At 44.9% G+C, this 22,019-nt stretch carries 19 protein-coding genes; 7 read left to right on the top strand and 12 right to left on the bottom strand.

What is annotated here, in order from left to right; genetic code table 11:
• The first annotated feature begins 50 nt into the window (after positions 1–50).
• The 3 genes from PAEAM_RS23495 to PAEAM_RS23490 all read left to right on the top strand — a co-directional run bounded on the left by PAEAM_RS23495 (position 51) and on the right by PAEAM_RS23490 (position 2,090).
• Positions 51–572 (top strand): TetR/AcrR family transcriptional regulator, encoded by a 522-nt coding sequence (locus PAEAM_RS23495; protein WP_243391447.1) that lies wholly within the window; start codon positions 51–53, stop codon positions 570–572.
• 196 nt (positions 573–768) lie between these two features.
• On the top strand, positions 769–1,128 hold the full coding sequence (locus tag PAEAM_RS32405) for an amidohydrolase family protein (RefSeq protein WP_243391446.1): 360 nt from the start codon (positions 769–771) through the stop codon (positions 1,126–1,128).
• A gap of 5 nt (positions 1,129–1,133) precedes the next feature.
• Positions 1,134–2,090 (top strand): amidohydrolase family protein, encoded by a 957-nt coding sequence (locus tag PAEAM_RS23490; RefSeq protein WP_243391445.1) that lies wholly within the window; start codon positions 1,134–1,136, stop codon positions 2,088–2,090.
• 26 nt (positions 2,091–2,116) lie between these two features.
• Here PAEAM_RS23490 and PAEAM_RS23485 read toward each other — a convergent pair whose 3' ends face one another.
• Both PAEAM_RS23485 and PAEAM_RS23480 read right to left on the bottom strand, forming a co-directional pair.
• Positions 2,117–2,374 carry a type II toxin-antitoxin system HicB family antitoxin gene (locus tag PAEAM_RS23485; protein WP_100529172.1) on the bottom strand — a complete coding sequence of 86 codons (258 nt, stop codon included), beginning with the start codon at positions 2,372–2,374 and terminating at the stop codon, positions 2,117–2,119.
• Positions 2,375–2,494: 120 nt separating this feature from the next.
• Complete coding sequence (locus tag PAEAM_RS23480; RefSeq protein WP_100529171.1) at positions 2,495–3,088, bottom strand: YdeI/OmpD-associated family protein; 594 nt, start codon at positions 3,086–3,088, stop codon at positions 2,495–2,497.
• 276 nt (positions 3,089–3,364) lie between these two features.
• On the opposite strand from PAEAM_RS23480, the gene PAEAM_RS23475 reads away from it, so the two are divergent.
• Both PAEAM_RS23475 and yidD read left to right on the top strand, forming a co-directional pair.
• Positions 3,365–3,586 (top strand): hypothetical protein, encoded by a 222-nt coding sequence (locus tag PAEAM_RS23475; protein WP_100529170.1) that lies wholly within the window; start codon positions 3,365–3,367, stop codon positions 3,584–3,586.
• A 55-nt stretch (positions 3,587–3,641) separates the two neighbouring features.
• Positions 3,642–4,109, top strand: coding sequence for a membrane protein insertion efficiency factor YidD (gene yidD / locus PAEAM_RS32400; protein ID WP_243391444.1), 468 nt, complete (start codon positions 3,642–3,644; stop codon positions 4,107–4,109).
• 42 nt (positions 4,110–4,151) lie between these two features.
• Here the strand turns inward: yidD and PAEAM_RS23465 are convergent, their stop codons facing one another.
• From PAEAM_RS23465 to PAEAM_RS23450, 4 genes are all read right to left on the bottom strand, one after another.
• Positions 4,152–4,628: an EVE domain-containing protein gene (locus PAEAM_RS23465; RefSeq protein ID WP_100529169.1), complete on the bottom strand. Its 477-nt coding sequence runs from the start codon at positions 4,626–4,628 to the stop codon at positions 4,152–4,154.
• Between the two features lie 26 nt (positions 4,629–4,654).
• Positions 4,655–5,191 carry a DinB family protein gene (locus PAEAM_RS23460; protein WP_100529168.1) on the bottom strand — a complete coding sequence of 179 codons (537 nt, stop codon included), beginning with the start codon at positions 5,189–5,191 and terminating at the stop codon, positions 4,655–4,657.
• A 67-nt stretch (positions 5,192–5,258) separates the two neighbouring features.
• Positions 5,259–6,206, bottom strand: coding sequence for a helix-turn-helix transcriptional regulator (locus PAEAM_RS23455; RefSeq protein WP_100529167.1), 948 nt, complete (start codon positions 6,204–6,206; stop codon positions 5,259–5,261).
• Positions 6,207–6,422: 216 nt separating this feature from the next.
• Entirely contained in the window at positions 6,423–9,962 is a 3,540-nt protein-coding gene (locus PAEAM_RS23450; protein WP_133120478.1) for an S-layer homology domain-containing protein, read from the bottom strand.
• Positions 9,963–10,570: 608 nt separating this feature from the next.
• Between PAEAM_RS23450 and PAEAM_RS23445 the strand changes: the two genes are divergently transcribed.
• Entirely contained in the window at positions 10,571–11,527 is a 957-nt protein-coding gene (locus PAEAM_RS23445; RefSeq protein WP_100529165.1) for an MORN repeat-containing protein, read from the top strand.
• Between the two features lie 494 nt (positions 11,528–12,021).
• Here the strand turns inward: PAEAM_RS23445 and PAEAM_RS23435 are convergent, their stop codons facing one another.
• Positions 12,022–12,483 (bottom strand): MarR family winged helix-turn-helix transcriptional regulator, encoded by a 462-nt coding sequence (locus PAEAM_RS23435; protein ID WP_100529163.1) that lies wholly within the window; start codon positions 12,481–12,483, stop codon positions 12,022–12,024.
• A 136-nt stretch (positions 12,484–12,619) separates the two neighbouring features.
• Between PAEAM_RS23435 and PAEAM_RS23430 the strand changes: the two genes are divergently transcribed.
• The gene (locus PAEAM_RS23430) at positions 12,620–13,498 is read left to right on the top strand and encodes an SDR family NAD(P)-dependent oxidoreductase (protein WP_100529162.1); all 879 of its coding nucleotides are present in this window, start codon (positions 12,620–12,622) and stop codon (positions 13,496–13,498) included.
• Between the two features lie 72 nt (positions 13,499–13,570).
• Here PAEAM_RS23430 and PAEAM_RS23425 read toward each other — a convergent pair whose 3' ends face one another.
• The 5 genes from PAEAM_RS23425 to PAEAM_RS23405 form a co-directional block, all read right to left on the bottom strand.
• Complete coding sequence (locus PAEAM_RS23425; RefSeq protein ID WP_100529161.1) at positions 13,571–14,398, bottom strand: sugar phosphate isomerase/epimerase family protein; 828 nt, start codon at positions 14,396–14,398, stop codon at positions 13,571–13,573.
• Between the two features lie 145 nt (positions 14,399–14,543).
• Complete coding sequence (locus tag PAEAM_RS23420; protein ID WP_165790034.1) at positions 14,544–15,866, bottom strand: LLM class flavin-dependent oxidoreductase; 1,323 nt, start codon at positions 15,864–15,866, stop codon at positions 14,544–14,546.
• Between the two features lie 30 nt (positions 15,867–15,896).
• Positions 15,897–17,126, bottom strand: a complete 1,230-nt coding sequence (locus PAEAM_RS23415) for an MFS transporter (RefSeq protein ID WP_100529261.1) — start codon at positions 17,124–17,126, stop codon at positions 15,897–15,899.
• A gap of 154 nt (positions 17,127–17,280) precedes the next feature.
• The gene (locus PAEAM_RS23410; RefSeq protein ID WP_100529159.1) at positions 17,281–18,306 is read right to left on the bottom strand and encodes a hypothetical protein; all 1,026 of its coding nucleotides are present in this window, start codon (positions 18,304–18,306) and stop codon (positions 17,281–17,283) included.
• The gene (locus PAEAM_RS23405) at positions 18,299–21,985 is read right to left on the bottom strand and encodes a non-ribosomal peptide synthetase (RefSeq protein WP_100529158.1); all 3,687 of its coding nucleotides are present in this window, start codon (positions 21,983–21,985) and stop codon (positions 18,299–18,301) included. Before PAEAM_RS23405 ends, PAEAM_RS23410 begins: the two co-directional genes overlap by 8 nt.
• Positions 21,986–22,019 lie beyond the last annotated feature (34 nt).

Below are 22,019 nucleotides of genomic sequence, written 5' to 3'. Positions count from 1 at the left end.
GAATATGCGGCGCTCAAAGTCTTTTTTGAGAAAGGCTATGTAGATCCAAGATGAGCGATATCGCGAATGAGATCAATATTTCCGTGGGCAATATCTATACTTATTTTAAGAACAAGAAAGAACTATTCTACGCCGTTGTGACGCCGGAACTGGTGGATTATTTGAAAAATGTGCTCGTGAAAACGATTCACTTTGATAATCAGACCTTGTTCGAGGAAACGGATAGCGAGCGAAAGTCGGCGCTGTTGCAGGAACAAGTGGATGTATTACGTAAATACCGGAATCAAATCGTTATTATCTTTGAAAAGAATAAAGGCACTATCTACACCAACGCTAAGAATGAACTTGTTGAGCTGATGATCGAAACCAAGAAGGCCTATCTGAAGAATCAATATAAACGATATGAGATCGGAACCGAAGAGAATTTGATCTTACTGAACATCCTCGCGCACAACGTGATCGACATGAATTTGGATCTATTGAAGCGGGATATGAGTGAGGACAGCCGGAAGCAAATATTCGAAGCTTTGTATGTATACAGACTGTACGGTATGAAGAGTCTCAACGAATAACGCTCCATCTCATCATTTATGCCGGTTAGCCAAAGCGTGCAGATCAGATCAACTTCATTTGGTTTGCACGCAAAAAACTTCATCATAGATCTGGCTATTTTTTTAACCTAAAAATGAATTGAATATTCATTATTGAAACAGTTATCTTCTTTACCTTAACTACTCGCTTCACCTATATCCAAAGGAGGAACACAACATGAACACCGCTTACGCATTAAAAAACGTCAATCTGATCCACGGCGACTCAAGCCGCAATCTGCAAAAAAATATGACCATTCTCGTCAATGAACAAGGACTTATTCAGGATATCGGCCGAGATCATGATTTGCATATCCCTAGTCACTACACAACAATCGATCTCTCAGGGAAATACGTAATGCCAGGACTGATCAACGCCCACGTACACCTCTTTGCAGATGGTAAACCGTTCAGTCTCTCGGTCAGTGAAGGTTTGTTGCAGTTTGCCTATGATCGGATATTGAACACGAAGTTTGGTAGAAACGTATTGAAAAAACGTATGAAACGCAACGCGCTGACGCATTCCATGTGGGTGTGACAACGATGCGCAGTGTGGGAGAATTCTTTTACACCGACGTCCAGCTGCGGGATGAGATTAATAACGGTGAATTCGTCGGCCCTAATCTGCTTGTATCCGGATTTTTCCTAAGTGTCACGGGTGGACACGGCGCTCCATTCTTGGCTCTTCTGGGCGACTCCCCGTGGGAAGCCAGAAAGAATGTGCGCATCAATGTGAAACACGGCGTGGATCTGATCAAAATCTGTGTGACGGGTGGCGTGACGGATGCCAAGATGGTCGGCCAAGCTGGACGTTTACAGATGACGGTGGACGAAGTTGCGGCGATCTGCGATGAAGCGCATAAGATTGGTTTGCGGGTAGCAGCGCATGTGGAAAGCACGGAAGGCGTAAGAGTTGCGTTACAAGGTGGCGTCGATACGATTGAGCACGGTTCGGAGATGGACGACGAAATCATTCGTTTGTACAAAAACAATCCCAATGCCCTGAATGGTTACACCGCACTCATCCCCACCCTGCAAGCCGCTTATCCATCCGCTTCACTGGATACCAGCGTAACAAAGGTAAGTGCAACGGTAAAAGAGAATTCCAAACTGGTCTACGATTCCATGCTCAAAGGCGTAAAACAAGCAATCGAAAACGACATCACCATCGGTATAGGTACTGATGCCGCTATGCCTTACGTGACTCACTATGATATGTGGAGAGAGATGGACCACTACATGAGACAGGCCAACCTGAACAACAAACAGGTCATCGACATGGTGACTCGAACCAATGCGAAGATCCTCGGTGTTGACGATGTAACAGGAACGGTGGATATCGGAAAACATGCTGATCTGATTATCATGGAGCAAAATCCGCTCGAACATATCGAGGCCTTGTCAGACATCTCTATGGTCATGGTCAAAGGAAATCTAATTCAAACACCATCTGTCACAAGAATCAAAGAAGTTGACGATGTTCTAAACTCAGTTTGGTGAATTCAGATATGTAAAAATAGAATTCATCAATAATACGCAATACTTGCTTCAATTAAATATGCTTTATCTTTAGAGTTCAATAATTCAGGCATTATGCTTTGAGGAGGTGGAATATCTTCAACAGGTTCTCCATCCAAAAATAATTCAAGTGCTTCTTTCGCCATCGCTAATGCCTCATCAATTGATTCGCCACAGGTGATACATCCAGGCAGATCAGGAAATGTAACATTAATTCCATCCTCAGCAAAATTAAAAATTGCGTAGTATTGGTAAGTTCGAATCATATGGGACACTCTCCTGTTATCTACACTTTTAGCAAAAACAGCAAAAAGCCTTTCGGATTATATCTGAAAGGTTTTCACTCGTTTCAACTCTTAATTTCCCTCAAATATATTGTTATAAGATTAATCATTCAATCCTTTGCCCTCCAGGATCGGCTGCATGTATTTCTCGATTCGTGACACTTTTGTTTTGGATTGCTTAGGTTGTGAGAAATAATAGAGATATGCCCGCTGCCGTCCGGGTGTCAGTGCTTCAAATGCATCTCGGAAAGCAGGATTCTCATCGAATTGCTGCTGAAGTTCCTCAGGAACGCTATATTCGGCAGTTTTTTTCATTTCCACTTGCAGTCCGGCTTGTTCCACTTCAATCGCTTGCTGGATATAGGCTCTGATCATAGCCTCCTGCTCCACAATCTGCTCCAGACTGGTGAAGCGAAGCTGGCGTTCTGCCTGTACATTCTCCGTTTGCTGGACCAAAATGCCGTGTGTATCCTTCAGCAGAGCACCTTTGAAGAACAGAATAGCCACGTACTCTTTGAATCCATGGATGAGAACGATGTTTTTCCCATCCAGCATGTAACAAGGATGCATCCATTTCATATCCTCTGTCAGTTCAAAATCCCGAATAATCTCTCTCAGCTTTGTGGACTCTTCCTTCCACGTTTTGAGTTTCTTTAGATAGCCGTCAACTTTGCGATTCCCACTTGTATCCGTCATGGAGAAATTCCTCTCTTTATCTCATGTTCTTATAGGTTCAATTGTACTGGTTTTCAGTGGTTTGTACAGCGTTGCTTACAGAGCTTTTATTGACTTTTCTGCTTGAATTTAAACCCTAATAGCAACAAAGACCATCCTGTTAGATAGCCTATAATTTAATCCAATTTAATTTAATCCAATCTCATCTATTAAGTTTCAATCGACAGTTTACCATACCCATAGTAAAATAATGGAATGTCTATTGCCATAATTTCAACATACGAAAGGAAGATTTAAATGAGAGAGTACACAGTCGTTCCAGGTCCGAAAAATGTTCAAGTAAACCGAGGTGATACTCAGGCTGCTGTTAATTTATTTGCTGATATCATCAATCACAAAGCACAATCCGGATGGATCTATCAATCGATGGAGTCGCTAGCCGTCACTGAGAAACCCGGTTGTCTTCAGCAACCTGTTACAACGCATCATTATATGCTGATTTTCTACAGAGAGATTTAATAATAGTACAACAATCATGAGAAACTCAGAATCTGAGGAACTGATATATAATAACATGCCATCCGAAGAAGAACTTATTAGACTCTTACATACACATCATGAAGAAAACGATCCTCGAAGCAGTTTCTATATAAGAACTCATGTTATTCCAGAAATTGATTGGTTGAAGTCTTTGCTTAACGTTACACTTGCATTATTGACAGGTCTAATCATCTCTATGATCTGGTTCTATCTCTTGAATCTATTCACCCCAGTATATGCTTTGCTAAGTGCCCAGATTGTTTTCATAGCAAGTATGTTATTCATAGTTCTACAACGTGTTAGAGCAATCCTGATATGGAGTATTAGAATTTATCAACGTTTTGCCCCCATTGAGGTGAGGAACAAATGTCGTTTTGAACCAAGCTGTTCTGTGTATATGATTCAAGCTATTGAGAAATACGGGGCGATTAAAGGTCTTTCCTTGGGCATCCAGCGTCTTCGCAAATGTAATATCAACGGTGGAGGATATGATTATCCTTAAAATTAAAAGGTCCATAGACTGTCTATGGGCCTTTTGCTTTGGTTAACATTTATGGCTTAAGCTAATATCCAGTAGTGACTGTGTCTCATCTTCCAACATGGATGAAGCTATCATCATGAAGTCTTCAGCCCCAATCTCAAAGTGACCTTTACGAAATGGAAACCCCCAATTGCGATTCTCGCGTGTAAAACTAAGCTGCTCTAACAACGTTGCAATCTTTACATCTCGACACGGTAGATAACGGAGATCTCGGCGAAAGGGTATAAAGGATTCCGACATCTGATATTGGTATATCCTGTCGTCGATAATTTGACCAATAGCGGTAAAAGCCTGAAGTGGCTGCCCTGTTGATATGTCTGTACGTGGAGAGTAGTATATCAGCCAGTCACCCGCGGACATCTGTCGCAACAGCGCTGACTTGCCATGGCACAACTGCGCAAACCCTCCCTCTACGGCTACATTCACATGAGAAGCAGATACAACACCAATCCAATATCTGCTGTCCTGATTTGGTTTCATGGATACATCTCATTCCCTTCTCTCGTTTACATTTCCAGATTCGATTTCAATCGGTCTAATTGCAAAAAATGATGTCTGTAGTGCATCTCTATCAACAAAAACCACTCCTGAGCGTTTAGAGCGCCAAGCCTTGGATGACGTATTTTGTTGTTTACGGACGCTTGGTGTAGAACAGATACCGTGCTTCTCATCCGATCCACTACCTCGTGAAGCCCATCGATCAAGGATCCCATCCTCTCGGGTGGTTGCGGGGTGTACTGCGGGGAAGCAGGAACCTTAACGGGAATGGGCGGGAATTGTCCTAATTCAAACACTTGCCTACCCAGTTCTGTTTTTTCCTCCCCCAAGTTTAAAGTCGAATCCTCACTGCTCAAACACTGCTCAATATTATGCAGATGTAAGAAAAGCGCTGATTGAATCAAATGTACATACATCTGTCCAATGGACCATTCCTCTTCACTGTGTTTTTTAAGTAAGCTACCCATATCCAATTTGTTAAGTTCTTCCAAATATCGTTCTACTGCCGTTTCAAATGATTTCAATACTTCTGTTGTACTTCTCATCCTTCAACCCACTCCTCTTGATCTGTGATATATCAAAGTATAAAAAAACACTACTGACAGGTGTATGTCAGTAGTGTTTTAAGATGTTTTTGGCTACTTCCTGCATTCGGAAGCGCAAAGACTCCGGCTCCAAGACCTCGATATCTCCACCCCAGCCAAGTAAATAATGCAATATTTCTTCCGGGTAGCGGACACGAAAATGAAAAATGAAACCTTCCTCTTGCTCCTCAAATGCATCCATATAAAAATGCAGGGCCTCCATAACTTTGTCAGTGATTTCAGGTTTAGCCCTGATTAATACTTGTTCGTTACGGTCGTCAGGAGGTCGATAACTGTTAAGATCAAAATCCGGTGGCAAAAGGAATTGATCCTCCATCACGGAAAGTTCAGTCATGCGTGACAAACGAAAATGACGGATGTCTTGTCGCATATCACAACGTGCAATTAACATCCAATTCTCCTGAACCAGTGAGAGTCCGTAGGGTGAAACCTCACGCATATTATACCGATTGCCATCCGTTCCTGGCATTTTTTTCAGATACATAAAGCTGATTTTACGTTGATCCAGAATGGCATTACGTATCTGGTTAAGGTATGTTTTCACCCGTGCTCGGGTTAAAGGTTCAACCGTATGAAGCAGTCGCATCGTTTCCCGTACACGTGTGGATTCATTACGAACGGATTCTGGTAAGATTGCTTCAATTTTTCGTTGAGCCGACTTAGCCTCCATCGCGTATTCTGTATCCATTCTCTGTTCGATAAAATCAGCTCCCATGAGCAGGGATACGGCTTCTTCTGCGGTGAAGCTTACCGGGGGCAGAAAATATCCTTCCATGAGGGAATACCCATGACCCGGAGCACCCATAATCGGAACACCAGCCTCACTTAATGCCTGAATATCTCGATATATCGTACGTACACTTGTCTCAAATTGAGCAGCTAAATCTTCTGCTCTTAACATCTTTCTTCGCTGCAATTCAAGCGTAATCGCAAGCTGCCGCTCCGTTTTGTTCATTTTCTAGCCCCCACCGTTTCATCATCCAAACCTAACTCATTCTATCACAGTAACTTGCCCTTTCGTCTCGTGAATTACAGCAATGGACCTTCTTACATGCCACCCCCGAAGAGATGAGCAACTCTTAATCTCAAAAAAACTGATACCCCAAAAGGATATCAGTTTTTTATCTACATTATATCTGCTGTAAATACGGTTAATTCTCTTTGTTACTTCTTACACGTACATGGCCAGCAACAAGTTATAGATCATCGTCGCAGCTTCCGCTCGAGTCGTTTCACTTCCTGCACGAACCGTATGGTCCGTATACCCACTCACAATCTTGGCCTGCACCGCTGTATCCAGTGCTTCTTGTGCCCAAGATGGCGTCTGCGATGCATCGGTGAAGTTTGGTTTAACGGATGTATTACCAGACATTCCGGCTTGTGCATCTGAACTTACTTTCAGCGCATTCGCCATCATAACAGCCATCTCGGCACGGGTAATGGTCCGATCAGGCTTAAATGTGTTATCACCATAGCCTTTCACGATTCCGGCTTGCACGGCTGCGGCAATATCACCTTTTGCCCAGTCTGGCAGACTACCTTGATCTGCAAATGTCAGATCCGAATCCACGGACTTCAATGCCAGTGCCTTACTGAGCAACGTAACAAACTCTGCCCGTGTGATCTTCTTCGATGGTTGGAACGTACCATCTGTGTAACCTTGAATCACGTTCATGCCCAACAAACGATCTGCGTAGCCGGAAGCCCAGTGTCCATTCAGATCAGACAGATTCACCGGTGTATAACTGGACACAACGAATGTACCCAGATGATTAACATTGGCCGTTATGCTTCCTGCTGCATTCATCTTGCCACCGATAAATACCCAGCTCTGACGAGCTTCATTATAGTAATAGATTGCAGGTTGGGTACCGTTAGGCAGATCTGCCGAATCCACATTCAGGCTCAATGCCGCCTGATCATTCAATGTTCTTCCGCCACTGCGGCTGATCTGTACAGCTTGTCCAAGTACATTCAGGGAAGCTGTATTCTGCAACTTGTCCTTGGCAACCACAGACACTTGCAGTGTATCCTTGGAACCAATGGCTCCCGATGGAACATTGAATTGCACGATGTCTTTCAAACTCGTTTGGACCGGCTGATTCGCTTCCACCTCTACCTTCACTTCAGTGGATGAATCTGACCCCGTTTCCGGATTGGTTGGTGTGGTTGGAACGGTAGGCGTTGTTGGCACACTTGGTGTGTTTCCTCCAGAATTGCCACCAGAGTTGCCTCCAGTACCTCCACCTGAACCCCCGCCACCATTGCCTGAGCGGGCTTGTACAGTCACGGTACGGATAACTTCCTGTGCCACATTACCAGCGATATCCTTCACGTTATACCGAAGGGTATAGATCCCTGCTGCTTGTGTGTTCACCGTGCCATCCACCTGCACGGAACCACGGATGCCGACATTATCAGAAGCCTGTGCTCCAGGCTCGTTGTACGTATCTCCTACGTTCAGCGTCATCTGGCTGCTACCTTGCAGGGTGATGACGGGAATCTCACGGTCTATTTTAATGACCAGAGGTAAAGTATACGTTTGTTCCAGATCGTCTGTTGCTCGGAATAAAAGGTTGTGCTCTCCCGGCTCCGTTACCTCCAAAGGTGTATTCTCTGTATAAAGTTCATACGTCTGCCCTCCATCACGGGACAACTCGATGATCGCGGAAGTAGCAGGCGCGTATACTGCGCTAGTTACACTAACCGTTACAGACTGGTTCGTCCATGTATCCGTGTGATACGGCTGGCCGTCAGCGGTAGTCATGTTGCTTTTTAACACCAGCGCCTGATTATTCTTGCCTTCCACAATGACAGTGAATGTTTTGGGTTGTGACTCCGTGCCACGTTGCACGGTTGCCGTCAGTTCCAGTCGCTCATTATTGTCCGGTTGCGTTAGCAGCTTGCCCTCGTTATTCATTAGTTCCGGGTTGGAGCTGGACCAGCTAATGGTTGCCCCATGCTTCCCTTCGACAGGAAGGGTGAGATCGGAATGGACCGCGTTAAGATCGCCCAGATCGATTGCTTGAAGTGTATCGGTTACAGCCTGTGCGTCACTGTATGGTGTGGCACTCACGAAGATTGGGTTGGAGTAGAACCACAGATCGCGATAGTTGCTATCGTTAATTTGATTAAAACGAGTCGTTGCATCAGCTGTCGTAATCTTCGGATCAAGCTGTGGTTCACCATTTACAGTCTCACCTGTCACGTTCATCCCCAGATTCGTACCGCGAAGGCGGAAATACTTGTCCTGGTCTGTGGCTTTGATCTTGTACGTGATGACATTATAGCCTTCGGCATCTGTCGTCCAATCGTTGGATGTGAAGGTAGCCAGTACTTTGGTAGAGTCGTTGGTGTCTTTATTATATGCGGCTGTACCCTTCTGGGCCTTGGCTGTCACATCCCCAGCGATGAGATCGACGTGATCCACCACGGGTACTTGTCCAGCGGACGTACCACTGTTGATTGGATTTTCATAGTTGTTGCTCGTCGTTGAACTCTTGAAGCGGATCTTCAGCTCAACTTCATCGCCTTGGGTCACATGAAGGTCTCCGCCCATCTCAACCTGAGCACCCGCTCCGGAAGCCGTGAAATCCAGTGCGTTGATCAGATCACCGAATACGGAAAATGATTTCCCCGAACGCAGTCCATCCAGAACAGCCTGCATACCTGTACCCTCAACCCAAGAATACGTCTTGGCATATTCGCCCGGAAAATAACCACTGGAATTCGTGTCAATCGTCTTGAAGTGGTAATCCGAATTGCCATAGTTCCAGAAGTGACGTCCTTCTCCCAGCAATGCATCCCATAGTCCGCCCACTTTGGCGACCATATAGTCTACACCGCCGTATGTACGATATTTGTATCCATCATCTGCGGTCGGATTAGCTACATTGTAGCTTGTGTTGTACCCTCCACGATCCGGTTCCATTTGGTTACCCAACATGCCTTCGATACCAAATACCACTTGTGGAGCCAGATCGTTGAACTCACGGAAGTCCGCGACGGTATATTTGTTTTTGCCGCGTGAAGGGTGGTTGATCATCGCATAACTTGTCGTTGGATAGTTCGTTGCGAGCCAATTGATGGCGGTTAGGGCATCCTGATGAGTCGTGTACGCACGCCCTCCGTTCCGATCCCATTTGGTTACGTCCGCCGCATTAAACAGGTTCGCTGCGCGATTCGTGAAACGGTATTCGAATTCCTTGGCAGCGTTCAGCGCTTCGGTTGAGTTAGGCTCATCCGTAAGAATCCCCACCCCAACATGTTCATGTGTCGGCATGTCCCATTCGAAACCGGAAAAGATCGTTTTACCTGCGTATTTGCCTGCATCCTGAAGTGCCTTGATCTGTGGTACCTGATATTCATTCATCCCTTGAGACATGGGGATTGACCCACTTGGAATGTCTACGCCGTTGTGATCTCGCTTGGATAACCGCAAATGATCCGTAAGCGCGATCCAGTCCAGCCCATATTTGGTTAAACCCGCATCGAGCACGTTCTCCAGTGAAACCTGTGCATCATCAGACTCAAACGTATGTACATGCAAATCTCCCGTTTGCCAAGAACCTGTTGCCGAGCTGTTGATTGATGTGTTATCCCCCGCATCTGCATACGTTATCGCAGTAGGGAAAGCCCCCATGACCATCCCTGTAGCCAAGGGTATAAGTGTAAGCATAGCGAGCATTTTCTTGCCTTTATTAATGAACAAAATCATCCCACCACCCGTTCTGAGTTGTTGTGTCGGGAGTAAATATAAGAGACTTTCGGGGGCAGGGTCAACGGCCTGGAAGCATGTATTTAAAATTTTACATATACCTGCATTCTTTCATATTCCGTTAAAGGTTACTCAAGCTTTTTCTAACAGAGTCATGCTCTGTACTGCTCCATATTGGGGGAGTGAATCTAGGGATAACGCTGCAAATAGGAGGTGATGCAAAATTCAGAGATTGTTCACGATTCAGGAAAGTTCCACCACTGCTGTGGATCATTAGGAGGAGAACTGGCGTAGGCGGAATGATGAAGTGTAGAAGATAGTGGGTTTTGTAAAAAAATCAGGATTGCGTATACGCTGAGTATAGAAACAGTAGCCACGAATCATAGGCATAATATGCCCTGAAGCCGCAGGTACTTTGGGTTGAGCGGGATTTTGTATCAGCTTTTACATCTTTACTTTTGTGAAATGGGGGCGAGTTGTTTGTGAAATCTGACCTATCTCCACTTTATATTTAAACTGGAAAAATACGATACATAAACCGATAATGTTGAAGATGGCAAAATAACGCAAAGATCATTATTCATTGAAGGAGTTGCACACTTTTGAAAAGATTCTATCTAGGTTTTGGATTAACGATCATCGTTATCATTGTACTATTATCAAGCTCTACTCCAACAGAAGCAGCATCGAAGAAAGTAAACTTAAAATTGTCAGATGGAGGGACGTACTATGGTGAAGTTTTAAACGGGAAACCTCATGGTAAAGGAACCGCAAGATGGGGAGAAACCGAAGTTTACTCTGGAGATTGGGTGAGTGGTACGCGGCAAGGAAAAGGCAAGTATACATATACATTAGTTGAAGGTGGAGGTGTCCCCTTTGAGGATTACAATGAATCTAATATGGGCCATGGAACAGGTGAATTCACTACAAAAACCTACACCGGATCATGGAATAATGATACATATCATGGTAAAGGAAAAGAAATTACGCAATGGTTAGAAGTACAGTATCTTACTTCTGATGGCAAGGTTTACCCTGTACATGACCGTTACAACAACACCATTAACGATGGAACATTCAATCAGGGCAAGATGTCTCAGGGATATTACGCAATCCACTCTTCAGATACTGTCTCACTAGGATATACCGATCATACGACTACGATTGCTCTCAAAAATGATTATTTCAACGAAAAGTTAACTGGGGATAAGGACTTTTTTGACACGATTATCAATTATAACAAGAAACACGGTTCTTCTGAAAAATATATTGGGATTAAACCATCCGAATTCTCCAAAGGCACATTAACAAGTGGCAAATTCACGGGGGTTACGCATCTAATCGATTATAGTAATTCAGTTAGTTATGCTAAACAAGTCATAATGAACGATAACGTATTAAAAGAGAATCACATAACATCTGTCGTCTTTGATAAAGATCGCAAGCAAATCATTAATGAATTCCTTCAAGCTATTAAGCCCTATTCAGTCAAAATCAATACCATCTCTAACGAGATTATGTCATTAAAAGACATTAACTATGAGGGAATGATTCCCTAGGTAGTGGAGGTCACAAAAAATGAGAAAAAAGCGATGGATTGTGAGCATAGTCATTTTGATTATCATACTTTTCAGTAGCGAATTCGTTATGTTGTACTCAGGGAAGGTTGGCGTTCTCAACACAACGCAGAGAATCATTTCAGGTGCACCTCATGTTATCGTTCAAGGGCAAACACTGTCTTACCAAGGTAAGGTTCATTGGGAGGATATCCAAAGTAGTATCGAAGAATATTCCGCAAGCGATGAAGGAACGGTCTTGTATAAAGCACTAGGCACCCCTGTCCCACCACCTTGGATATATGTGAGAAAAGGAAACCATCAGGGTTTCCGATATAAAATCCCGCAGCTTCCCTGGAAACTATAAAATGATCTGGGAACTTCACGAGCGGACATCACCAGATGTCCGCTTTTGCTATGAATTTGTAGTCTACCTCGCTCAATGGTGACATGTCCTATGGTTCGGGTATCAAATACAATCCACACTATAGAACCTCTCACTTTTCTTCCAATCCGTTAAACTGCCTGAGCATGGCGGTGAAACGCTCCAATTCCTTATCATCCCATCTGGATATACGGTCATAAAAAGCGGACTCCTTCTCCTTGAGCGCAGCAACCGTCGATTGTTGACCAAGTTCCGTAAGAGACAGTAACACCCCACGACGATCGTCGGGGTCTTGCTCTTTGCTTACATATCCCGACTTTTCGAGTTGTTTGATTAATCGGCTGACCGAGCTACGGTCCATTGCATTCGCTTCTGCCAAAGCCGCGGCGCTTGTTGGGCCGTAGGAGTAGAGCCACCGTACCAGTTGAAAAGCGGCAGGTTGCAGGTTCGCATCAAAACGCTCGGCAGATCGAACGTTAAGCGCATGCGAAGCACTGATCAGTGCATGAATCTGCTCACCCAGCGCTAGCTCCAGGGCTGCTCTATCTTTGGTTTTGACTGGATTTTCACTCATTATTGTTAACTCCCTCTCCTCGATACATGAAAGTAGACTTCCAGAAATATAGTTGACAAATATCAATTAATATTTATAGTTGATTTATGTCCATTATATAATTCCGAATCTATTCGTGTCAAAAGGAGATCTTCTCATGAAAACTAAACATCCCATTATTGTAATTACTGGAGCAACAAGCGGTTTAGGGCAGCTTGCAGCCATGGAACTCGCCAAACACGGGGCACATCTTATACTCACAGCCCGAAGCAAGGAACGTGCCGAGGCTACCAGGTACAAAATCAAGGAGATCATGCCTTCTGCCAAAATCGAATTTTTCTATGGAGACTTATCATTACTGAGTGATGTAAAACGTGTTGGGCTTGAGATTGCAACCGCTTATCCGCGTATAGACATACTTTTGAATAATGCCGGACTTCATGCTTTTGAACAGCGAGTCACGTCCGAAGGATATGCCGAGATGATTGCCGTCAACTATTTGGCACCTTGGCTGTTAACGCACACCTTGCAATCTTCCCTGATTCAGTCGGGCCATGCCCGTGTCGTCAATGTTGCTTCTGAAGCTTCGCGAAATCACGGCACACTGGTATTGCCAGATGACTTAACGGATATCACTCCTTTTACTGCGCGTGGTTCCTCTCCAATCTATGGCAAAACCAAACTGCTCAATATTATGTTTACTGGTGAACTAGCCAGACAATGGCGTGGAACCGGAATTCGCGTAAATGCCTTGAATCCTGGCTTTAATGTTACGGGTCTCGGACGAGAGCTATGGTTTGCAAGTGTGCTTGAACGCATGTTAACCTTTTTGCACATCGGCGACCCGCGCCGGGGTGCGGATATCATTACTCGGTTGGCTGTGGATTCGAAGTATGGCGAGGTATCAGGAGGATATTTTAATGTGGGAACTGGAGCATCTATTGTACCTATACATCCTGGCGGAGATGAGGCCATGCAAAACAGACTGTGGATCGTTACAAAACAACTGATGAAAGATCACGGCGTGCTGGATTAATTGAACAAAAACAGGGGGGTTCCATAAGCCATAAACATAGCTAGGAACACCCCCCCTCCTTTTTTCAGTAACTTAGATTGCCGCGAATACCTTGTCAAAACCTGCTTTCGACTTAGCCAATATTTCATTCAAATTTAGGGTCGGCGCCGGTGCCAGTACTTCCTGAGCCACCACACCATTGTAACCAATCGCCTGCAGGTTTATCAGAAAACCACTCAGATCAATGACCCCTTCGCCGGGGTACAAACGCTCATAATCCAGCAATTCTTCAACGGGCATATCATAGGCATCATTAATGTGAACATGAACAACCTGTTCTTTCTTCAGCTTCAAGAGATCTTCCATCGGTAAACCATTTGTATGCCAGTGATAGGAATCTACGAGCAAACCTACGTTCGGCGCATGGATCGTCTCGATCCAGTCCAGCGTATCTTCCACACGCCAGATAAACGGATTCTTCCATTGCGTCCGCAAGTGGTGGCATCCCACAAACTCCAGACCCAACTTAATCCCGTAAGCGTCCAAGATATCTGCGCAGAGTCTCAAGCGTTTCGTAGCCGCGGCCATAAATTGCGCTGCCGGTTGATCCGTTGAGGGTAGTATATACGTGCAACAGCTGTAACAGTCCAGCGAAGCAGAAGCTTCTGCCATAGCGACCAACGATTGCAATCCCTCACGGAATTGCTCATCTGTCGTCCGCCACTCTAACGTCAGCCCCGATGAACCGATGATCACCTGATTGCTTTCCAGCAGATGTTGCGCCTGTTCTTTGCCATACGTTTCAATCAATGAGAGCGGATTCAAATCTACAGATCCGAATCCGTGCTTGGCCGCTTCTGTGATATATTGTTCATCAGACTCGATGTTGCCCAGTCCCGCATTCGTTAACCCTCTAATCATCCCAATCTCCTCCTGTGACTCGTCTGGAATTGCAGCTTGTGTATCATTTTCTTTATCATTTTATAATAGCAGTACTCTCCGAAAAAGAAACCATCAAAAAGAGCCGCAACAACGTTACCTTAACGTCATTACCGCTCTATCTTTTCTATCTCACGCTCTCTAATGTATACCGGTTACGTGGAATCTCAAGACCCAGATTCTCCCTTAGCGTCTCATGTTCATACTCCGTACGGAACAGCCCTCGTTCTTGCAGAACTGGAACAACTAACTCCACGAAATCTTCCAAGCCATTGGGTACCACGGTACGAACATTGAATCCGTCTGCCGCTTCGCCTTCAAACCATTCCTGAATCTGATCTGCGATCTGATCCGGTGTACCAATGAACGATGTACGTGGGGTAGATGCCAGCAATGCCACTTGACGCAAGGTCAGCCCTTGTTCTCGTGCCTGCTGCTTAATCTTATCTGTTGTACTGCGGAAGCTGTTGCTGCCAATCTCCCCAATCTCGGGGAAAGGTTCGTCCAGCGCGTGCTGGGAGAAGTCATAATGATCGAAGTAACGTCCCAGATAATTCAACGCCTGATCAATACTCACCAGTTCGGCAATTTCCTGATATTTCTGCTCCGCCTCTTCCGCCGTTCTACCCACAATCGGGCCGATGCCAGGGAAGATCAGGATATCTTCTGCCTTGCGTCCATAAGCCACCGCTCTTGCCTTCACATCCCGGTAGAACTCCCTTGCTTCCTCCAGCGTCTCATGTCCTGTGTAGACGGCATCTGCCGATCGGGCGGCCAGATCTTTACCAGATTCAGATGAGCCCGCCTGAAAAATCACCGGATGCCCCTGCTTCGAACGCCCTACATTAAGCGGACCCTGTACCGAGAAATGCGCTCCTTTGTGATTCAGCGTATGTAACTTGGCAGGATCAAAGAATACGCCCTGCTCTTTGTCTCCGACAAAGGCATCGTCCTCCCAGGAATCCCAAAGGCCTTTGACCACATTCAGATGTTCTTCCGCAATTTCGTAGCATAGCGCATGGTTCGGATGTTCGCCTTTGCCAAAGTTCAGTGCCGAACCTTCCAGAGGTGAAGTAACCACATTCCATCCGGCTCTCCCACCGCTTAATTGATCCAACGAGGCAAATTGCCGCGCAACCGTGAAGGGTTCACTATAGGAAGTAGACAATGTAGCAACCAGCCCGATGTGGGAAGTTACCCCGGCGAGTGCGGACAGAAGCGTCAAAGGTTCGAAGCGATTGAGAAAATGAGGATTGGACTTCTCGTTGATGAAGAGGCCATCTGCAATAAAGAGCAGATCAAACTTCCCTTTTTCCGCGATACGCACCTGCTTCTTGTAGAACTCCAGACTAACGCTCGCGTTAATGGGAATATCCGGGTGACGCCAAAAGGAAATGCTGTTACCCACTCCGTTCAGATTGGCTCCCAACTTCAATTGTCGTTGTGACATATATATTCCTCCCCATTTCATTGTGAGTGTTCACTTCTTCATATTCGTACTACCTGAGTCTACTGCCATCCGCAATTCGGTTTTATCCGCCTTCTTCACATCACTAACTCTGACTGCCCAAGCCGCTCCAAGCAATACAATCCCTGTGAAGAGAAAAATAAACGGAATACCGATCCATCCACCGAGCAAACCACCGATTAACGGTCCAAGTACAATACCGAACTGACTCGCCGTCTGACTCAGACTGACAGCCCTCCCACGAAAATCGTGATCAGCATACTTGATGATCAGCGCATTAAGTGCCGGATAAACCGCGGCAAAGAACAAACCATAAACAAATCGCAGGCTGCCAAAATAAATCAGATTATTTGCTGTCATTTGCAGCAGACTGCCAATTCCGCCGCCAATCAGACCGATAAACAGGGTTTTCTCGTACCCGATCCTTCCACCAATCTTGCCCCAGCGCGGCCCCATTATGACGGTTGCCACACCAATCGCCGAGAAGACAATACCTGCACTCAGTGTTGCACTGCCAACATCTCCGCCAATCTCTACGACATAGAGCGTCAGCACCGGTTCGATGATGAGCACGGAGGTCGAGACTAGGAGAATCAAACCGTAGATTCGCATCAAACCCGGCGTGGAAGCCGCTCTTTTCAAATCCCCTATGATCCTTGTTGGAACTATCGTACGAGCTTGTCGTGACTCCTTAACACCGAGGACCATCAGTGCCGCGAGTAATGTAATGGCAGCAGATGCAATGAAACATCCCCGCAGTCCGATCCAGTGACTTAGCACACCTCCAGCAAGAGGACCAAGAATCCCGCCCGCAGCGCTGGCCGTGGAGATCACGCCAAGTGCATAACCCACCTGTTTCTCCGGAGTATTGGTGCCAATCAGTGTAATCGAGGCGGGATGAAAACCAGCCATGAGTCCCTGAAAGACCCTTACCGCGATAAACGTATACGGATCGTAAACAAAGAAGTTAGCCAGATGTGCAATGCCTAGCCCCACTCCGGAACGGACCAGCATCAGTTTGCTGCCATATTTATCAGCCAGTGATCCCCAGAAGGGTGCGCATAATCCACTGATCAGAAAGCTGATGGAGATCGAAATACCGGACCAAGCTTCTAGGCCGCTCTGGATACCAAGATCATTTTGCAGAAATATAGGAAAGAACGGAACGGACAGCGAGTACGCCATATGATTAAAAAACAGGCCGAACCACAGAATATACAGATTTCTCTTCCATTGTGGCATCTTGGCATTCTCCATACTATATAATTCCTATATAAAAAGTAGGTTATTATCCATATTAGGGTAACGTCATCGGAAAGTATAATAGAAAAGTTCAATAGACCCATTCAAGAATTAAATGAATGAGTCTATCTTATCGTCGATACATCGTATTTAATTATTGTCCTAACTGTGATTGATACTCGTATTCGAATACATGTTTCATAATAGCCAATTCCATATTTTTCAATTCAATGATTTTATCAAGCATGACATCATACTTTTTGTATACACCCTGCTCCATGATGAATTGATTCATATACATGACCAGATTACGGAGTTTCAAAGCTTCGCTAACCAGCTCTTCCAACCTTATTTTTATCGAAGGATCGGGGAGAAAGTCAAGTATGGCTTGAGCAAGCAGTTGTTTATGTTCATAAAGCAGGTGAAAAGGATGTATAGCAAACGGCTGATTTTGCATCCCTTTCTTCTGCATCCCCAGCATATCAATCATCTTATCGTATATTTCACTTCCAAGATAACGGTGATCCTTTCTCAGAATACTGCGAACTTGATTAGTCTCTCCTACGTATTCTTTCAAAATATTCATTAGATCCTCTTTGGAGAACTGGAGAACCGTTTCATAATAATATTCACTGGGCTCCTTATACTCATCTGTCTTTTCAATGGCCCATATTCCGTTTAGGTAATCCGTAGACCATTCAGCATCGAAATTCGAATCTTGAATAACAGTGATCTCATCATAGGGAAGCCATTTCTCACCGTAGAATCCATCCCAAAAATCATGGCACAAAAACTCTTTACGATCCGAATCAAATCCAGAGATGAATACCTCATGTTTACCACCGCCAGGAATATTTCTCAGGAAATAAATATAATTATTCTTTTGAATTAGTTCCACTATAAAATCTTGCAGTTCCCACTGTTTTAAAATCATATCTCTATCGTACACCCTTGTAATCAACATAGGGCATGTCGACATTTTGAATTTGTGCCAAGGATAATATTGTGAACAGACGTCCAATCCATAGCCCCCTTCATCATTGTGACTCAGGATGACCAATAGAAAATTATGATAAATCCAGCTACGTGAACGCTTGTCCAAATCTAGCATCGAAAAGAGACTCGCATGATGTGGGTAGGTAGTCAATAAAGGCTCGTTCATTTGCAATTTTTTAATCATGACTGATCTCCAATCCTGAGCAATTTATTAAGTTATGCTTCTCCAGTTCATGAATGGCTTCCAGCTTGCTTGTGAATTTTCTCCACTGATTATGTGTCATATTCTCCCGATATACCGCCTTCGCCAGCACGTTACGTAACTCACTCCACTGATCCTGTATTGCCTGAGCAGCAGAAACAAGATCGGTATGATGTTCATATAACCGTTGCATACGATAGGTTTCGACCTTTTTGGCATTCACAATGTCTACAATGGATTGTAGAACAAGTTCAGCATAGGCCATATCAGGTGAATCTTCTTCTTCATTGAACTGATACGTCTTCTGTATGAAGGACAGAAGATGACTCAGTTCCTGATTAATCTCTCCCGGTGTAACACGCACATGATCAATAAACATGTCACGCAGTTCTCCCAGCATGATGTTGTTTCTTTCATGTGAGACAGTCTCACAAGCTGAAAATGCGTAGAACGTGGGTACTTCTTCTTCCTCCATGAAAAGCCGTACGAACCCTTCGTAAGCTTGTACAATATCATTCATAGGCATCTCCATCGGTTGATACGTGAGATTGTCCCGGTGATCATGTTCTATTACATGGAAGACTTTCCTCTGAAGATCATACCCATAGATTAATAAGGAATGAGGCCAGTGGGTACGTAAATACATGTCTTTGCGCAAGGACTCGTAATAACAGTCCACTCGGATAATTACTGGGCGGTTCAAATTAACCGCTTCTATAATATCTTTTTGTACATCCTCGCTGTAGGTCTTCGTTTCATAAGTTAGCCCCATACGTTCAATTAGCTGGTCATCTGATAATACAGCTTGATACTCTAATCGGAGTATGCCCTGATGTTCATCGAATCTATAGTGCATTCGGTCGTTAATCATCACAGGCAGTACACCAATAGAATAGAGATTTAATACGGGAAAGAGTGAATTATAGAAGCAGTTTTTGTAGAAAACATCATTAAACGGCTCTATTCCTGCGATGATAACTATTGGCCTATGGGAATGATGTAAGATAAGATGATCCGCTTCCGACGTTGCCCCAACTTCTTCGGTAAATTGCTCCATTGCACCATCCGTCTCTGGCATATCCTGCTCTTCAAGAAGTATCTCTTTTTCAGAGTTATACTCATCCGCTTCATACCCCTTGTTTCGAAGCACCTCAGCCAGTGATGCAATAGTCTCATGCCGCATCACTTCATCAGCAGTAAGCGGAATACTCTGCCTCTCCATATCGGCCTCAAGTTTGATGACATTCAGTGAATGCCCTCCAATTTCGAAGAAGCGGGCATGAACGTCAATCTCTTTCAATTGCAATAGATCCGACCACAATTCGGCTAGCACCTGCTCTAATGCATTGCGTGGAAGTGTAATATCTGTCCCTTCTCCCTGTAAGAGCAAGGGATCTGGAAGAGCTTTTCGGTCCAACTTCCCATTGGCTGTATATGGCATATGATCCAACATGGTGTATCTGGAGGGCAGCATATATTCAGGCAACTCTGTCAGCAAAAAAGATCGCAATTGCTCCTGATTGATACTTTGGCTCTCCGTTACTGTGTAATAGGCACATAACAGGGACTGCCCATCCTGATCTGACCGAACTGTGACCGCAGCAGCCGAGATAGCCGGGTACTGGAGTAACCTGTTCTCGATCTCCCCGAGTTCGATCCGATAACCACGTATTTTTACTTGAAAATCGGAACGACCCAGATACTCCAGATCTCCATTCGCATTGAGACGTGCGAGATCTCCTGTTTTATACATATAAGCGCCTTCATGAAAAGGATCTTTTACAAACCTCTCGGCCGTAAGCTCAGGTCTGTTCCAATAACCTCTGGCTACTCCATCTCCTGCGATGCATAATTCTCCCGTTGCTCCGATTGGCATATGCCGATACCGCTTATCCAGAATATAAATACGGGTATTGGCAATCGGATGACCAATCGAAATTGTCGTGGTAGGCGAAAGTTCCTTAATGCTCGACCATATTGTTGTTTCTGTGGGACCATACATATTGTAGATGCGGGCAGAGGTCATCCCCGCGATCTCCTCATACAAGGCATACGGTAGAGCTTCCCCTCCGATCATCAATGTTTGAATTACGCTCCATACCGGTGAATCGACTGTAAGCCCAATCTGAAGCATCCGCAGTCGAGAAGGAGTTATTTGTATTAATTCAATGTTATGAGTAACAATTAGATGCGCAATACGGCTTGGACTTAACTGATCCTCCTCTACTGCCATTATCAGTGTTAACCCGTTAGCGAGTGCCCCGAGCGTTTCCAGTACAAAGATATCAAAGGAGAATGTTGTGAGGGCGAGAATTCGTTGGCCAGCTTCAAAAGGAATGCTGCGGGATACACCTTCCACAAAGTTTCTTAGTGCCAGATGTTCAATCATGACCCCTTTTGGCCTGCCTGTAGATCCGGAAGTATATATCAAATAAGCCAACTGCTCCGACGAAACAACTGGCAGTGAGATATGTTGGTCATCCCATTCTTCCTTGCGAGAAATATCGATTATTTGGCCTGTGTATATGAGTGAGCCGATCAGATCGGGCTTCGTTAGCAAAATCGCAGCCTGGCTATCCTCCAGCATGAACTGCAAACGATTATTTGCATAAGCGGGGTCCATCGGCATGTAAGCAGCCCCCGCCTTAAGTACACCCAGCATAGCCAAGAGCATGTCTTCCGATCGCGTTAACAGAATTCCTACAATGGCACCTGATCTCACTCCCTGAGCTAACAGGTATTTCGCAAGTTGATCTGATTTGCAATCCAAGCTTCGATAGGTAAGAATATGATCTCCGCAGATCACTGCGGGAATATCCAGCTGTTGCGCAGACCAAGACTGAATCATCTGGATGATTGAACGAGCTTCAGGAAAACGTATCTCCGTATCATTCAGATGTTGAATAACCCGGTCTTCCTTGAGCGAGAGCATCTTTATATGATGTAATCCCTCATCTGGATGGGCTGTACACATTGAGAGCACACGCATCACATGGTCTACAATCTGTTCAATGGTTGCTGGAGAATATAATGTGGCATTGTAATTCATGCGTAACGCCAGCCCCACTTTAGACATTTGAAGTGAAAACACCATATCGGCTAGGGGGCCTGTTTCCTGTAAATTCGCCTGCATATTGTCCATACGAACCACAGTGGCCACCCTTGGCAAGTCTGTCCCTTCATGACCAAGCAATTCAAGAATTTTCTCCAGCGAAAGATGGTTAAACTTTTTGGCTGCACCCACAAGGGTCCTGAGTTGAAGAACAAGCTCCTTAAAACAACACTCTTCACCAAAATTGATGCGAATAGCACGTAGTTGACTTGAATTTGCTGCACCAGACGAAGCGGTAATACCTACTGTTATATCGTCATTGTCCAGATAACGGTGTAACACATAGGTGACACCTGCCAGTAGAAGAATAAATGCCCCAGCTTCGGTGTTCCCGGAAATGCGAAAGATTTGTTCTGAAACAGGTTGAGGAAATGCAATTTGCATCTCCTCAAACACTTGCTCACCCCATGTTCCCCTCGTTTTTTCACTAGGAAACATGCTGAATTGAAGGTCCCCCGAGAGATGGTTTAGCCAATATTGCTTCTCCTCTTCGAACTTTCGGCTCGATAATAGTAAATTTTGCATGAATGCACCTGGCTCTGCTGACAATTAGCACGCCTCCCATTCTCTTTGGGATCAAGAA

Origin of the sequence: Paenibacillus sp. GM1FR, from assembly GCF_002803315.1 — a bacterium.
In the GTDB taxonomy this organism is placed as follows: Bacteria; Bacillota; Bacilli; order Paenibacillales; family Paenibacillaceae; genus Paenibacillus; species Paenibacillus amylolyticus.
Note: the sequence above shows the minus strand (reverse complement) of the source record. Positions and strands in the feature narration are given on the sequence as shown.